The organism is Pseudomonas sp. NFACC32-1, assembly GCF_900101215.1.
In the GTDB taxonomy this organism is placed as follows: domain Bacteria; phylum Pseudomonadota; class Gammaproteobacteria; order Pseudomonadales; family Pseudomonadaceae; genus Aquipseudomonas.
The window spans coordinates 153,473-168,305 of sequence record NZ_FMUL01000011.1 but is presented as its reverse complement, the minus strand read 5'-3'; the positions used below and the strand labels follow the sequence as shown (position 1 = coordinate 168,305).

12 protein-coding genes are annotated in these 14,833 nt (G+C 65.3%); 5 read left to right on the top strand and 7 right to left on the bottom strand.

Going from position 1 to position 14,833, the window contains the following annotated elements; translation table 11 throughout:
* The 6 genes from tssG to tssB form a co-directional block, all read right to left on the bottom strand.
* On the bottom strand, positions 1-1,026 hold the full coding sequence (gene tssG / locus BLP99_RS17755; protein ID WP_072396292.1) for a type VI secretion system baseplate subunit TssG: 1,026 nt from the start codon (positions 1,024-1,026) through the stop codon (positions 1-3).
* A complete protein-coding gene (gene tssF, locus BLP99_RS17750) occupies positions 990-2,780 on the bottom strand; it encodes a type VI secretion system baseplate subunit TssF (RefSeq protein ID WP_072431472.1) in 1,791 nt (596 codons plus the stop codon). Before tssF ends, tssG begins: the two co-directional genes overlap by 37 nt.
* On the bottom strand, positions 2,764-3,207 hold the full coding sequence (gene tssE, locus BLP99_RS17745; RefSeq protein ID WP_072459004.1) for a type VI secretion system baseplate subunit TssE: 444 nt from the start codon (positions 3,205-3,207) through the stop codon (positions 2,764-2,766). Before tssE ends, tssF begins: the two co-directional genes overlap by 17 nt.
* Positions 3,208-3,219: 12 nt before the next feature.
* The gene (locus BLP99_RS17740; protein ID WP_072396307.1) at positions 3,220-3,717 is read right to left on the bottom strand and encodes an Hcp family type VI secretion system effector; all 498 of its coding nucleotides are present in this window, start codon (positions 3,715-3,717) and stop codon (positions 3,220-3,222) included.
* A gap of 125 nt (positions 3,718-3,842) precedes the next feature.
* Positions 3,843-5,324, bottom strand: a complete 1,482-nt coding sequence (gene tssC / locus BLP99_RS17735; protein WP_072396328.1) for a type VI secretion system contractile sheath large subunit — start codon at positions 5,322-5,324, stop codon at positions 3,843-3,845.
* A gap of 30 nt (positions 5,325-5,354) precedes the next feature.
* Positions 5,355-5,921, bottom strand: coding sequence for a type VI secretion system contractile sheath small subunit (tssB, locus tag BLP99_RS17730; protein ID WP_072396330.1), 567 nt, complete (start codon positions 5,919-5,921; stop codon positions 5,355-5,357).
* Positions 5,922-6,145: 224 nt separating this feature from the next.
* Between tssB and BLP99_RS17720 the strand changes: the two genes are divergently transcribed.
* The 5 genes from BLP99_RS17720 to tssA are packed head-to-tail and all read left to right on the top strand — an operon-like array spanning position 6,146 to position 13,673.
* Positions 6,146-6,610, top strand: coding sequence for a type VI secretion protein (locus BLP99_RS17720; protein ID WP_072396334.1), 465 nt, complete (start codon positions 6,146-6,148; stop codon positions 6,608-6,610).
* 51 nt (positions 6,611-6,661) lie between these two features.
* Positions 6,662-7,993, top strand: coding sequence for a type VI secretion system baseplate subunit TssK (gene tssK, locus BLP99_RS17715; RefSeq protein ID WP_072396355.1), 1,332 nt, complete (start codon positions 6,662-6,664; stop codon positions 7,991-7,993).
* Between the two features lie 18 nt (positions 7,994-8,011).
* A complete protein-coding gene (locus BLP99_RS17710; RefSeq protein ID WP_072396357.1) occupies positions 8,012-8,773 on the top strand; it encodes a DotU family type IV/VI secretion system protein in 762 nt (253 codons plus the stop codon).
* Complete coding sequence (locus BLP99_RS17705; protein WP_092181244.1) at positions 8,770-12,594, top strand: type VI secretion system protein; 3,825 nt, start codon at positions 8,770-8,772, stop codon at positions 12,592-12,594. Before BLP99_RS17710 ends, BLP99_RS17705 begins: the two co-directional genes overlap by 4 nt.
* A complete protein-coding gene (gene tssA, locus BLP99_RS17700) occupies positions 12,591-13,673 on the top strand; it encodes a type VI secretion system protein TssA (RefSeq protein WP_092181241.1) in 1,083 nt (360 codons plus the stop codon). The genes BLP99_RS17705 and tssA overlap by 4 nt, the downstream gene beginning before the upstream one ends.
* On the opposite strand, the gene BLP99_RS17695 is transcribed toward tssA, so the two are convergent.
* Positions 13,670-14,623: a 2-hydroxyacid dehydrogenase gene (locus tag BLP99_RS17695; protein WP_092181238.1), complete on the bottom strand. Its 954-nt coding sequence runs from the start codon at positions 14,621-14,623 to the stop codon at positions 13,670-13,672. The genes tssA and BLP99_RS17695 overlap by 4 nt on opposite strands.
* Positions 14,624-14,833 lie beyond the last annotated feature (210 nt).

The following is a 14,833-nucleotide window of genomic DNA, read 5'->3' as shown; positions in this document are numbered from 1 at the left end:
TCAGGCGATCTCCGGCTGGCGAAGGCGGGTTTCGATCCGTTGTACGGTCAGGCTGGGCCTGCGTTGCAGGCCGCCATTCCAGCTCAGGCGTGGCGGTACCTGATGGCCCAGTTGCAGTGGGCTGGCGCCACGGACCAGCAACACCAGCGTGCAGTCCAGGTCGGGACCGAAATACAGGGCATAGAGGCTGGCGAGCAGCGGATGGGTTTCGCCGTCGGGCAGCAAGCCGTTGGCCTGGGTCGTGCTCAGCGGTCCGAGGGTCAGGCGCACGCCGGCATGTTCATCCCAGACCCGCGTACCGGCCACTGCGCTGCGTCCCAGGCACAGGTTGCGGCCACCTGCTTGCAGGCGGCTGCGACTGGCGGCCGGGATTTGCCGCCAGCCACCTTCGTACGCGCTCAGTTCCACCGGCAACCCCAACTGCTCGCGGACGATCGCCGCGAAGCCGGCCAGGGAGCGTCGGCCATCGGCGTACAGGGCTGTGCAGGCCAGCACGGCAGAGTCGGGCGCAGCCTGGCGTTCCTGCAGGGCCTTGGGCAGCAGGCCGGTCAGTGCCCGCAGTTGTGCCTGGACGGCGGACGCCCCCGGGGCGGTGAAGCCCAGGGCGATGCGGTGCTTGCGCATGACCTTGTAGAGCAGGCTGAGCAAGCGATGCTGGAACAGGTCGAGAAATTGCGCTGGTGCGTGATCCCGGGCACGCGCCCGTTGTTGCAGCCATTCCTGATAGGCATAGGGCAATGGACCGTCGGGACCGCCGAGACCGAAGATCGGCGTGCTCAGCACTGGCGCCTGGCCGGATTCCTGGCTCAGGCTTTCGACCTCACTGGCGGCGAACAGTGGCGTCAATGGGCCGCGCAGGCGCAGGGCTTCGGCGTGGGGCGCGGTGCCGCTGCCCAGGGATTCGGCCTGGGGGTGCTCGCGCTCGAGCAACAGCAATGCCTGGAGCCATTCGAAGCGCTGCGGATCGCGCCGCAGTCGCTGGCTGAGGTTCAGAGACTCAGGGGTTTGCCGGCCTGGGGTTGCCATGTCTTCACCTCCCTGTCGGACTGGACCAGGACCGTGCGCACGAAGCGGTTGGCGGTGGCATACAGTGAGAAGAACTGCGCCAGTACGCCGGAAAACAGTACGGCGCTGCTGCCGACGAAATGCTGCGGATCCAGTTGCAGGCGTACCTCCAGGCCGTTGCGCCAGCCACGCCAGGCATCTTCGCCCACATGGGCGATCACCCGCTCGCAGGCCAGCCCCAGCACGCCTTCGATCTGGCGCCGGGCGCTGGCTTCGTCCCGCAGGTTGTGCAGTTCGAGGATCTCGCGCAGCGCATCCAGCGCCTGGGGACCTTCCACCAGTGAAAGATGATTGAGGGTCAGTTGGGACACCAGCCGCCAGCGCGACTCACCGTCCAGGCGCGGCAGGCTCTGGGGGCTGGGCGGGTTGCGCAGGCGGGCCCAGGCCACCGGGCCGGGACGCTCGAAACCCAGCGGCGTGCCGGCCGGCAGGCTCTGGGCCAGGTGCCGGTTGGTGCACAGCAACTCGGCGGTCAGGCTGTAGTCCCGGGGATCGCTCAGGGGATCGAGCTGGGTGTCCACCAGGCTGACCATCAGGTCGGTGCCCAGCCGGTTCGGGCTCATGCCACTGACCCGACGCGCATGCCAGTAACAGGCCTGGTCGTTGCCGTGCTGGCTGCCGTAATAGGCCGGCACCCTGCGCACGCCCTGGCTGGAACTGGCCCGCATGGCGCGGATGCTGTGGATCTCGACGCTGTTTTCGCGATGACTGTCGGCCACCAGCCGGTATTCGCTGCGGGTGCCGTCCGGGCGCAATGGTTCGCTGGTCCTGGGAAACAGGTTGATCACCGGCGCGCAGCCCAGGGCGATGTCGCTGGCCTGGAGCGGCAGGCGACTGACGGGGGCGCGGTCGAAAACGATATAGAGATACAGGGACGGTTGGTCGCTGGTGGCGCCCGCCAATGGCAGGTCGAAGAAGCCGAACTTGTCGGGGAAGGCGAAATATTCGGCCAGCAATCGCATGCCCGGGTGCACACCGTCCTCGTCCGGCAGCAGGGCTTCGTCGCTGGCGAAACCGACGATCCGGGGCAAGCCCGCCAGCGGTTCCGGCACGCTGCCCGGAGCGCCGGCCAGGACCTTGACCGCATGGGCGCCGAGCAGGTCGTACAGCCAGGCGTTGATCATCGGTGAAGCCGCCAGGTGCACCCGCAGTTCATCGATCCCCAGCGTCGCCCATGAGCGTTCCCCCAGGCACCGCAGCTCCAGGCGCAAGGCCGAGCGTGCCTGTACCACACCGGTCAGCGCCTGGGCCTCATCGCTGCCCAGCAGCACGGCTTCGCAGATTTGCAGCGGCCACAGGTGCACTGCGGCGGTGGTACGCAAGTGAATGCTCTGGCCTTTGTCCGTGGTCACGAACAGGGGCGTATCCCGGGGCAGGGGATAGCCCTCGTCGAGGTTGCCTTTGCTCGGGTCGGGCTCGAACTGCACGATCGCGCAGGACGGCAGCGGGCGCATGGCCAGGGGGTACAACTGTTCGAGCAAGGCATCGCTGAACTCGGCATAGTCGTCATCCAGCCTGCGTTGCAACCGTGCAGCGAGCAATGCGAAACCTTCCAGCAGCCGTTCGACGTGGGGGTCCGGGCATTCACCGGGAGACAGCTCCAGGCGCCGGGCAACCTTGGGGTAGCGTTCGGCGAACAGGCTGCCGGCATGTCGCAGCCAGGTCAGTTCACGCTGGTAATAGTCCAGCAGTTGCGGGTCAATCGAGTCGCTCATGTCGTACCTCAAGGCCGTCGCCGGCGTGCTCGATGACAAAGGCTACGGGCCAGGAGCGCGAGTCGCCGCGCAGTTCCCCCAGCAGCCGGATGCTCAATTGCTGCGGATGGCCGGGTACGGGGATGACCTGGACCTCGCCCAGTTGCAGGCGAGGCTCGAAGCAGGTGATGGCCTGGCGGATTTCCCGGGTCAACAGGCGACGGTCATCGCTGCGCTGCTGCTGCAACGCGGTCCAGTCGGCGATGCCGTAGTCCAGGATGCTCGGCGGTTCGGTCAGGGCCCGGGGGCCGCGGCGGGTGTTGAACAGACGGTGCAGTTCGGCGTGGACCGAGTCTTGCAATGCCTGGCGGTCGAACACCCGGCCATGTTCCTCCGGCAGGTCGGCCAGGCGTTCGAACAACGGCGGGCGAAATCCCTGGCCAGCCATGGCGCGGCTCCGTCACTTGCTCATCTTGTTGGCGGCCAGGTCCCAGGTGGTGCCCGCCGTGCCTTCCTTGGTGCCGTCGTCTTTCTGGGCGGTGAGCTCCCATTTGATCTTGGTGAAGTTCAGCGACAGGGTCTCCACTGGCTTGCCGCCCGTGCCGCCGCTGACACTGACGTTGGACAGTACGACGTTGGACAGGGTGTAGACGATGAAGGGCATGATCTGGCCGCTGCCTTCGGCGGCGTTGCGGCCAATGGTGATGACGGCTTGCGGGATCGGTTTGCCGGCGCAGCAATACTCGTTGAGCGAGGGGGTGGAGCTGTCGATGAACTTGGTCAGGGTGAATTCCCCGACATGGGGTCTGCCGGAGGTCCGCTCCGAGTTGCTGACGTCGTTGGTGACTTGCATCGCCACGTTGTGGCTGTAGGACATGACTTCGATCTTGTCCGTGAAACCCTCCAGCAGGCTGTCGCCCTTGATGTCGCCGCCGAGGTCGAGAATGATTGCATCCATTGTGTTGAACTCCTGAAAAAGACAAAGGGGTGGTGGTGCCCGATACCGTTAGAACGACCGCCGAAGCTGTGGCGAGGGGATAAATCCCCTCGCCACAAAAGCTCGCTCGCCACAGGATTCCCGGGTCAGGCAGCGACCGGCGGCGGCAGGGTCGCGACCAGGCGGATCGAGGCGGTCAGCTCCTCGAGCTGGAAGTGCGGCCGCAGGAACACCGTGGCCTTGTAGGCCCCGGGCTTGCCGGCCACCTCGGTCACGTCCACCCGTGCTTCGCGCAGGGGGTACTGCGCCTTGATCTCTTGCGGCGCGTTGTCGTTGATCAGCACATAGTCGGCGATCCAGTTGTTGAGGTAGGTCTGCACGTTGTCGCGGGTCATGAAGCTGCCGACCTTGTCGCGCATGATGACCTTCAGGTAATGGGCAAAACGCGAGGCCGCGAGGACGTACGGCAACATCGCCGAGATCCGCGCGTTGGCGTTGGCTTCGTTGGTGTTGTAGACCTTGGCCTTGTTGGTGGTCTGGCCACCGAAGAACACCGCGATGTCGCTGTTTTTCTTGTGGCACAGGGCAATGAAGCCGAGGTCGTTGAGCTCTTTCTCGCGGCGGTCGGTAATCGCCACTTCGGTCGGGCACTTGAGGGAAAGGTCCCCGGAACTGGTGCGGAAGGTATGGGCCGGCAGGCCTTCGACCGCGCCACCGCCCTCGGCGCCGCGAATCGCCGCGCACCAGCCGTACTTGGCGAAGGCTTCGGTGATGCGTTGCGACAGCGCCCAGGCGGCATTGCCCCACAGGTATTTGCTGTGGTCGGTGCCGTTGACGTCCTCGACGTAGTTGATGCCTTCCACCGGCAGGGTGTCCGGGCCGTAGGGCAGGCGCAGCAGGAAGTGCGGCAGCACCAGGGACACGTAGCGCGAGTCTTCGCTTTCACGGAAGGCGCGCCATTTGATCAGTTCCTGGCTCTCGAAGATCTTCGACAGGTCCCTGGGTACCGCCAGTTCGGTGAAGCTGCTCATGTCGAACAGGCGCGGGCTGGCCGCGGCAATGAACGGTGCGTGCGCCGCGGCGGCGACGTTCGACAGTTTTTCCAGCAGGCCGATGTCCTGCGGGTGCCGGCCAAAGGTGTAGTCGCCCACCAGCAGGCTGAACGGGTGCCCGCCGAAGGTACCGTATTCTTCCTCGTAGATTTTCTTGAACAGGGCGCTCTGGTCGAATTCGACGGCTTTTTCCAGGTCGTTCTGCAGCTCTTTCTGGGTCACGTTGAGCAGGCGCAACTTGAGGCGGGTGCTGGTCTCGGTGTTCTGCACCAGCATGTGCAGGCCACGCCAGGATGCCTCGAGTTTCTGAAGTTCCGGGTGGTGCAGCACTTCGTTGAGCTGGGCACTGATCAGCTGGTCGATCTGGCTGATGCGGTCGTTGATCATGGCCACGGTGTCCTTGTCGATGGCCATGCCTTCGTCGAGGACCTGGGTGGCGAATTCGGCCAGCATGTCGCGGGCGTAGTCCTGCTGGCTGTCATCGTGGGCCATGCGGCCTTCGGCGATGATCTTGTCCAGCAGCGACAGGGTCTGGGTCGTGCTCTCGCTGGTTTGAGCGCTGGATGAAGCGGGCATGGCGTTATCTCCCTTGAGTGATGGGCACGATCAGGCCTTGGGTTCGTCGGCCGGGGCCGGGTCATCGTTGGCGGCCACGGTGGGCAGCTCCTGCGGTGCTGCGTCCTGGGGCCGGGCCGACTTGATCTCTTGCAGGCCCTCGGTGTTGGCGATGACGTCGCGCAGCAGCTTGTCCAGGTCATCGTTGCCATCGAGCTTGGTCAGCAGGTCGCGCAGGCGCTGGCGGGCTTCGAACAGCCGGCGCAGAGGCGTGATCTGCTCCACGACCTTGACCGGGTCGAAATCGTCGATGTGGCGGAACTTGAGTTCGATGTTCAGCTTGCTGTCGTCGCCGCTCAGGGTGTTGTTCACCTGGAGCGTGGCGCGGGGGCCGATGGAGGCGAGCACCTCGTTGAAGTTGTCGCGATCGATTTCGGTGAAGCGCCGTTCGTTGAGCTTGGGCAGCGGCTCCAGCGGCTTGCCCGAAAGGTCGGCCAGGATGCCGACGACCAGTGGCAACTCTTTCTTTTCGATGGCATTGCCGATTTCCACGTCATAGGTGATCTGGACGCGGGGAGGGCGGACTCTGTCGAGCTTGTGCTGGGTACTTTCTGCCATGGCGGCCGACTCCGATGCATGAGTGGAAGCAATGCATCGGGAGGCCCGCTCATCGCATTCCCTTGCTGATCCACAGGTTGCAAATGGAGGGCAGTAGACCTGTCATTCCCTTGACGAACCTGGCGCATTCGACCGTGCTGGCCGAACTATCCAAGACGCTAGAACAGGTCTATAAAAATGCAAGCAAAAACAATTTTTGACCGCTGTGAGAAGGAAGATTCATTTTGCGTGAGTTTTTTTTCGGATTTTTCTTGAGCCTGGCCCTCACCGGTTGCTCGCTCTTTGCCCCCAGCGTCGACCTGGACAGCCTCACCCTGGACGTCGCGCCCCGGGCCAATGACGACACGCCGATCGCCGTGGATTTCATTGCCGTGAACGACCCGGACCTGCTCAAGCAGCTATCGGGGATCACCGCCAGGCAGTGGTTCGCCGAGCGCGAGCAGTTCCAGCGCGACTATCGTCAGCTGATGTCGGTGTGGGGGCTGGAGCTGGTCCCCGGCCAGTTCATCGACCGCCAGCCGTTCCCGCTGGAGGGCCGGCGGGCCGCTGGACTTTTGGTCTTCGCCAGCTATAACACTCCCGGAGCCCACCGGCTCCGGCTGGACGATCAGCGCGAGGCCTGGCTCAGGTTCGACAGCCGGGAGATGACCCTCGTGAACGATGGGAAGGTCGATGCCAGTCAGCCTTGAATGACCGCGGGCCGCCTGGCGCGGCGACACTGGGATGTCGAAGGGAGTCGTATGAGTCTGTTACCTGACGCGGTGTGCTGGCACGAGGGCATGCAGTTGCTGCCCCAGCATTTCCAATTGCAAGGGTTGCGCGCCGAGGCCCTGGCCGCGCATGTCGCCACTGCCTGCAACCCCTGGTTCTGGGGTGTCAGCCAACTGGAAGTCGACCCTTCGGCCCTCGCCGCCGGCCAGGTGCGGCTGCTGCAGTTGCAAGGCACCTTGCCGGACGGGTTGCCCGTCAACCTGCAGGCCGGTGTCGGCCCGACCCTGGAGCTGGATATCACCGAGGCGGTCAACAAGACCGACGACGCCACGGTGACCGTGTACCTGGCCATCAGTCCGCTCTGGCGCGCCGGGCAATTGCTGCCCCTCAAGGGACGCCTGCAATCGGTGGTCGGCGATGCGCTGCCGGACCTCACCAGTGGCGAGTTCCCGGAGTCCATCACCGTCTGGCGGCCGAACCCGCGGTTGTGCACGCAGCTGAGCAAGGCCGATTCGATCTGCCTGCCGTTGTTGCGTATCCGCAAGGAAGGCGGCGGGTTCCTGCGCGTGCCCTACACCCCACCCACGCCCGTGCTGTTGCCCGAGTCGATGCTGGGGCGGCGGGTCGCCGGGCTGTGCGCTCGGGCGCGGGAGAAATGCATGTTTCTCGCCGGCCGGTTGCGTCAGGCCCAGGCTGCCGGTAACCAGGACGACGCGGCGGAAATCCGCCGGCAGATGACGGCGTTGTGGGCGCGCTTGCCGGAAGTGGAAGGCGCGTTGAACACCCGCGTGACGACGCCCCAGGCGATGCACGGCTTGTTGCTGGGATTGGCCGGTGCCTGGTCGGCCCTCGATCCGCTGGCCGGTGTCCCGGCTTTCGCCCCGCTGGATTTCGTCGAACTGCAACGCGGCTACGAACCCTTGCTCGACTGGCTGGAAGACACCCTGGAACGGGTCCGTGCCGGCTATCGCAGCCTGGCTTTCGAACGCAACGACCAGGTCTTTTCCATTCAGTTGCCCGACGACCAGCCGAGCCAGCGCCTGGTCATCGGCCTGCGCATGCCCAACGGTGCCAGCGAGCAGGCCGCGGCCGACTGGTTGCGCGGGGCGATCATCGCATCCGCACCGCATATTCCATTGCTGAGCCGCCAGCGCATGAGCGGTCTGCCTCACCAGGCCATGAGTCGCAACGAACAGGTGGCCTACAGCGTGGGCGACGATACCCGGTTGTTTGTGGTGAACGCCGGCGGCCAATGGTTCGACGGGCAGTTGCCGTTGCACATCGTCGCCCCGGCATCGGCCCAGGTCAGCAGCCCGTGGCAAGTGGTGCTGTTCGTGGCGCAAGTCGGTGAAAGTGCCTGATCGCAGAAGGGGAGTGGTATGCCTGACGGAAGTGGCGGGGCGGTTCGGAGTCTGCATGAGGCGCCGCTGAGCAGCGCTTTCCGGCAGGCCTGGCTGAAATGGTCCCAGCAATGGCAGGACCTGCCCAAGGACAGCGACTCCGCGGCCCTGGTCAGTCGTGTGGTGGAGTTTTCCGGACGCAGTGCCCAGCGCCTGTGGCGGACGGCCTTCGCCAGCGTCGGTGACTCCGCCACCGAGCAGGTCAAGGCGCTGGTCTATGCCTTCGTCGCACTGGTGGACGAAACCCTGCTGTTCAGCCCCTGGCCGGGGCAGCTCGCCTGGCAACAGCATCCGTTGGAATCGCGCATGTATTCCAGCCGCCAGGCCGGCGAGCGTTTGCCTTCGGCCATCAAGAAGCTGCTGGACGAGCAGATGCCCGGTACCCGGGACCTGGCGAATGTCTACCTGCAATGCCTGATCCTCGGTTTCCAGGGGCGCCTGCGTGGCGAACCCGGTCAGGTCCAGCATGAAAAATGGCGCCTGGCACTCTTCGCGTTTGCCTGGCAGTACGATGCGGACTACGAGGAGGTCAGCGAACGCCTGGCGATGTCCGCGGCGGCGCCACCGATGCGCATGCCGGCGCAGACATCGTTGCCGGACGGCTTTCGCCTGGGGCTGGCGATCCTGGCGATGGTCCTGCTGCTGACCGGGCTGGGGCAGGTGTTCTGGCGTGACATCCGTTCGGAGCTCGAACCGGTGCTGCAACTGAACGAGTCGGTGGTCCAGGAGCAGGATTCATGAGCCCCCTGAGCATCGTCGCGCTGGTGTTGCTGGCCATTGTCCTGGTGGTGCTGGTCGCGGCGCTGGTCTGGTGGCTGCGGACCCAGGGCGGAGCCGCCATCCGCAGCTTCTATGGCTCGGTGCGCCACATGGAGCAGGAGCAAGGCACCCGCGACCGCTACCAGATGCCCTGGCTGATGATGCTGGGCAACGAAACCGATGCAGCCCGGTTGTGCAGCCAGTGGCGCTTGCAACCGACGGACAGGGTGGCGTGGTTCGGGCGTTGGTGGTCGGATGCCGAAGGCGCGGTGCTGGTGGTGCCCCAGGCGCTGTTCCTGCCCGACGAAGGCATGAACCGGCAACGGGGCAACTGGTGGCGTTTGCTGGGACTGATCCTGCGCTTGCGCAGTCGGCGCCCGCTGGACGCGGTGATCTGGACGGTGCCGTTCGACAAGCTCGACGATATCGAGCACACCACCGAGCTGAGCCTCAAGGTCCGGCGAGGTTTCATCGACCTGTTGCAGCGCTTCGGCCTGAGCCTTCCGGTGTATGTGGTGATCACCGGCATGGAAGAAATGCCCGGCTTCCAGGAATTGGTCAGCGCGCTGCCGGGCGACGCCCGTGAATCGATAGTGGGCTGGTCCTCGCCGTACTCGCCGGAGGCGGCGTGGCAGTCGCACTGGAGCGACCAGGCCCTGGATCAGGTCCATGCCGCGTTGTCGCAGTCGATCATTGAAATCGGCGCCCTGTCGGGGCAGTTGAGTGGCGACCTGTATGCTCTGCCGGAGCGCTTCGAAGGCTTGCGCCGGGCCTTGCAGGTGCTGTTGGAGACGGTGTTCCAGGGCAATGTCCAGGGTGAAGCCCCACGCTTTCGCGGCGTGTATTTCACCGCCAGCCAGGCACCGGCTGCCATCGGGGACGGCTTTCCTGCCGACGACAAGGTCTTGCGGCAAACGGTGTTCGCCCGGCAGCTGTGGACCCGCCGGCTGGTGGCTGAGCGCGGCCTGGCCCAGCCGGTGCCGCGGCTGCTGCGCTTGCGCCAGCGCTGGCATCGGCTGGCCGGCGCGGTCGCGCTGGTGGTCGGGCTGGTCTGGTTGGGGGGCATGCTCTGGGTCTGGCACGATTCGGTGGAGCAAGCCGAGGGCTTGTCGCAGTTGGTGTTGCGCGCCCACAAGAACCACATGGTGGTCGATCCTGACGAACCGCAACTGGAGCCGACCCGGTTCAATGTACTGAACTACTGGAACGTGCTGGAAACAGCCCCGCGCTGGCGCTTCGTCTCGGTGGTCTTTCCCACCTCGTGGTTTTCCTCCGTGGACACGCAACTGGAACAGGGTCTGCGCCAGACCGCGCGGCACCACTGGATCCTGCCGTTGCGTGACCTGCTGGTATCGGACCTGGAGAAACTCAAGTCCATCCGCAACACCGAGCGTCGCGGCAACGTGCAGAGCGATGACCCGGCCCAGTGGCAGAGCTATGTGAAGGCCAGGGACCTGGTGGAGCGCGCGGTCCGCCTCGAACAGCACAACCAGTTGTTCAACCAGGTCATCAGTAACCCCAAGGCGCCGCTGGACGAGTTGGTGCAACTGAGCAACAACGCCCTGTCGTTGAACCTCAACCCTGGCACCCTGGGCCGGGCGCGGTTCTACAACCGGGTGCTGTTCGATGCACAGAACTCCGACCTCAAGGGCCTGGACCTGAACGCCGCGCGCCCGGTGGTCTCCGACAATTTCACCGGCCTGATGCAACGCTGGCTCGATCATTATTTTCTCGCCGACAACTTCGTGCGCCAGGCCGGTTACCTCAAGCTGCACCTGCAACGGCTGGAGGCGGGCGGTGGCAACTCGTTGAGCGAGCTGGAAGACCTGATGGCGCTGATCGATGACCTGCAGACCCTGGTCAGCCTGACCAATGCGGCCTGGAGCCGGGGCAAGGGCCAGGACCTGGTGCCGGGCTACAGCCAGTTGATGGACAAGGTCAGCCACAGCGCGCTGCTTGGGCCGCAGTTGGAACAGGATCTGCAAAGCCAGGCGGCGAAGTTGCAGCAGAGCTTTCGCGACCAGTGGATCGTGCAGAGCGGGTCCCGGGACAACCTGCTGGTCCAGCAGGGCAGCGGCCTGCTGGTGCTGCAAGAACATGTCACGGCCCTGGACGACGCGGTGCAGGCCCTGTTCAAGCGTGACTTCGTCGCCCTGGCCTTGCAGAAGGCCCCGTCCGTCGGCACCGCCGATGGTATGGGCAGCGGCAGCGACGACTTCAGCGTGGCCCTGAACTACTTCGCCAGCTACAAGAGCTACGCCAATGACGAGCTGCCACGCATTCCGCCGGCGTACCGCGACGCGCTGATCCAGGCCGCCGAAGGCGCGGCGGCGCGGGCCATGTGGCTGAGCCTGGATGAGAGCGACGAGCAATGGCCGGGCATGGGCTTCAACGTGCAGGCTTCCCAGGCCGTCGCACTGCAGAAAGCCTTCATGGACGTCAATCGTGGCGACCTGGCGGTGCGTTTCCAGCGCCTGCTCAATCGCCGTGCATTGGCCCAGATCAACAGCGGCCTGCAGGAAATCGATGCCCAGCCGCTGTTCAGCCAGCGGGCCGATATCCAGCGCTGGGACGGCTCGAAGAACTTCGGCCTGCAACTGTATGGTGCCAGCGATCCGCAAGGGCTGAAGCTGAGCCTGAACCAGCAGTTCGACGCCATGCTGCAGATTGCCGAGCAACGCATGCCGGCCCTGGAATGGCTGATTGTCCAGCAGGACAACCTGTCGGCCTCGGAGCATGACCAGGTGTCGCGCTTCATGGCGATGAACGACGAGTTGCTCAAATACAAGAACCAGAATCCGGCCAGTTCGGCGGCGCAACTGACTCAATTGGTGAGCCGGGATTTCATCGAAATGGATACGGCGTCCTGCGGGCAGATCCTGCAGACCACCCAACTGTCCGGCGGGCGTGGCGACCTGGCCCGGCGTGCCGTGGCGTTGCAGCAGAGCGCCCTGCAGCGCTGCCTGTATCTGCAGCAAAGCCAGGCGGCGGCCGCCTGGAACGATGTGGCCGATTACTTCAACCAGTACCTGGCCGAGCGTTTTCCGTTTTCCCAGGACGCGCGGGCCAGTGACGCCGATCCGGCGAGGGTGCAGCGTTTGCTGGAGCTGATCGACACGCGCCTGCCCCTGGCCCAGGCCGGGTTGGCGCTGAGCCAGACGCCGGAGCGGCTGGCCGCGGAGGATTTCCTCAACCGGCTGAAACAGGCCGGGACCTGGTTGGGACCGCTGTTCGTGCGGGACAAGAGCGGGATCCTCGGTGTGGAGATGGATGTACGCTGGCGCACCGATCGCGACGAAGAGCGCGGTGCCGACCAGGTGATCGCCTGGGGGCTGAACACTGGCAACCAGCAGATCGGCTACCCCGGCGAACCCCAGCAGAACCTGCGCTGGATGGTCGGGCAACCCGTGCGGCTGACCCTGCGCTGGGCCCGCAACGGTTACCAGCGGCCGGCCAATGACCCGTTGCAGCCCAACCTGGTGGTACGCGACCTGGAAGCCGGTTGGGAATACCAGGGGCCGTGGTCGTTGCTGCGCCTGATGCGTGCGCAGGTGTCGGCCCAGCGCCAGCCGAACGTCGATTACACCGATTTCCCGCTGACCCTGCAGTTGCCGGTGACCGCCCAGCTCCAGACCCAGGCCCGCACCACACAGCAGACCCTGATGTTCCTGCGCCTGTCGTTGATGAGCCAGGGGTCGAAGCTGCCCCTGTCGATTGTGCCACCGCCGACCCGGGCACCCCGTTCACCTTTCATGGCGACCTCGTCGAGCCCCGCCGTCGCCACCCGTGAGGAGGGCCTGTGAGCGTACCGATATCCCCTCTGCCTGATCTGATCGCTCGCTTGCTCGAGCCCATTGGCGCCGAATCGCCTTGCGGCCAGGACCTGCGCTACGAAGCGGAATACGACCAACTGCGGGAGTTGCGCCGTGAGGACGACACCAGCCTGCCCACTGGCGTCTGGCAAGCCTCGGTCAAGCGCGCCCACTGGCCGGAGCTGGAAAGACTCGCCACGGCGCTGCTGCTCGAGCGCAGCAAGGACTTGATGATCAGCGCCTGGCTGGGGGAGGCCTGGCTGCACCTGAGCGGGCTGGACGGCCTGCCGGGCAGCCTGGCCCTGGTGGCGGGCCTGTGCGAGCGGTATCCCGAGCAACTGCACCCCATGGCCGATGAGGGCGACCAGTCATGGCGGGTGATTCCGCTGGAGTGGTTGGCTCGTCGTTATGGCGAGGTGCTGTTGACCCGGGTGGCCTTGTTCGATGGCCGGGACCCGTCCTTCGACCGCTTCTGCCTGGATGACTGGCAACGCCTGCAGCGCCAGCAAGTGCAGGTCAACGACAGCAAGAACGCCAAGGCATCGGCGGAAGCCGCCCGCGGCGACCAGAAGAAACTCAGTGAGTTGATTCGCAGCACGCCGTTGTCGTTCTGGTTGCATCGCCAGGGCACCCTGATGTTGAGCCTGCAACACCTGCAGCGGCTCGAAGCCTGGAGCGATACTTACCTGGGCTCACTGGCGCCGGGCTACAAATCCTTGCAGGACGTGATCCAGGCCCTGCTGGCACTGGTAGAGGAGTTCATTGCGATGCATCCACAACAACCCTCCACGGTACCGGTGCAGGCGCCGCCGACGCTTGCGCCGTCGACGTCCGATGCGCAAAGCCCTGTGCTCCAGGCTTTCCAGGAACCGGCCAGCCGCGAGGAAGCCTATCGACAATTGCTGGTCATCGCCGCCTACCTGGCGCGTACCGAGCCCCACAGCCCGGTGCCATACCTGATCCGGCGCGGCGTGGAATGGGGCAACAAGCCGCTGAGCGAGCTGTTGGGGGAATTGATCAGCGCCGATGCCGAGTCCCGGCGGGTGTGGACCCTGCTGGGAGTGCTCTAAAGTAGCGGCTCGGGCAACGGCACCGGCGTCAGTACCGGCTTGCCGGCGAAGAATGCGTTCAGGTTCTGGCCCACCAGTTCCACCGTGCCCCGGGTCGCCTCCGGTGAAAGGCCGGCGACATGGGGCGTCAGGACGACGTTGGGCAGGTGCTTCAAGGCGTCAGGCACTTCAGGCTCGTGGTCGAACACGTCCAGGGCCGCTCCGGCGATGCGTCGATGTTCCAGGGCGCTGATCAGGTCGGCGGTCGAGACCACGCTGGCCCGGGCGATGTTCACCAGGAAACCGTTGGGCCCCAGGGCATCGAGGGCCTGTTTGTTGATCAACTGCCGGGTGTCGAGGCCACCGGGTGTGGCGACCACCAGGAAATCCGAAACCCTGGCCAGTTCCGTAGGCGTGGCGCAGTAGGCGTAGGGCACGTCGTTGCGCACCCGGCGGCTGTGGTAGCTGACGCTCATGTCGAAACCGAGGGCGCCCCGCTTGGCGATCGCCATCCCTACCGCGCCGAGGCCCAGCACCCCCAGCCGTTTGCCGGCCAGGGAGGGGCGCATGACCTTCGCCCATTCGCCCCGGCGCACGCAGGCGTCGGCGCGAGGAATATCGCGCACCAGCGCCAGCAGCAGCGCCATGGCATGGTCGGCCACCGACGAGGCGTTGACCCCGGCACCATTGGTTACCATGATGCCGCGCTCCCGGGCGGCCTGCAGGTCCACCTGCTCGTAGCCGGCGCCGATCACGCAAATGATCTGCAGGTTGGGCAGTGCGGCAATCTCCTGCGCCGTCAGGCCCAGGGGACCGCGCGTCAGCACCGCGTTGAACCGCTCGCCATGCTCGAAGATCGCCGCCCTGCGTTCGGCAGGCGTCGGCGCCAGTTCCAGGTGATAGCCCTGGCGCTCGAGAATCGGCAGGTATTCATTGACGGTTTCAACCAGTACCAGGACGGTTGCGGGCATGCTGTGCTCCTGTGGGCAATCGGACTGAGAAAAAAGTGTGGGCGAGCCTGCGGCGACGGGGTTTTGTGCAGTATGGCTCATGGTGCTCTGGAATCGTTTCAATCTGTCCTGAGTGTAGGAGCTGGCGCAATGCGGCGATAGGGCCGCCAGCCTGCTCACGGGCATTACCCACAACCCATGTGCTGATCCGCACCACCGCTCCTCAGCTAA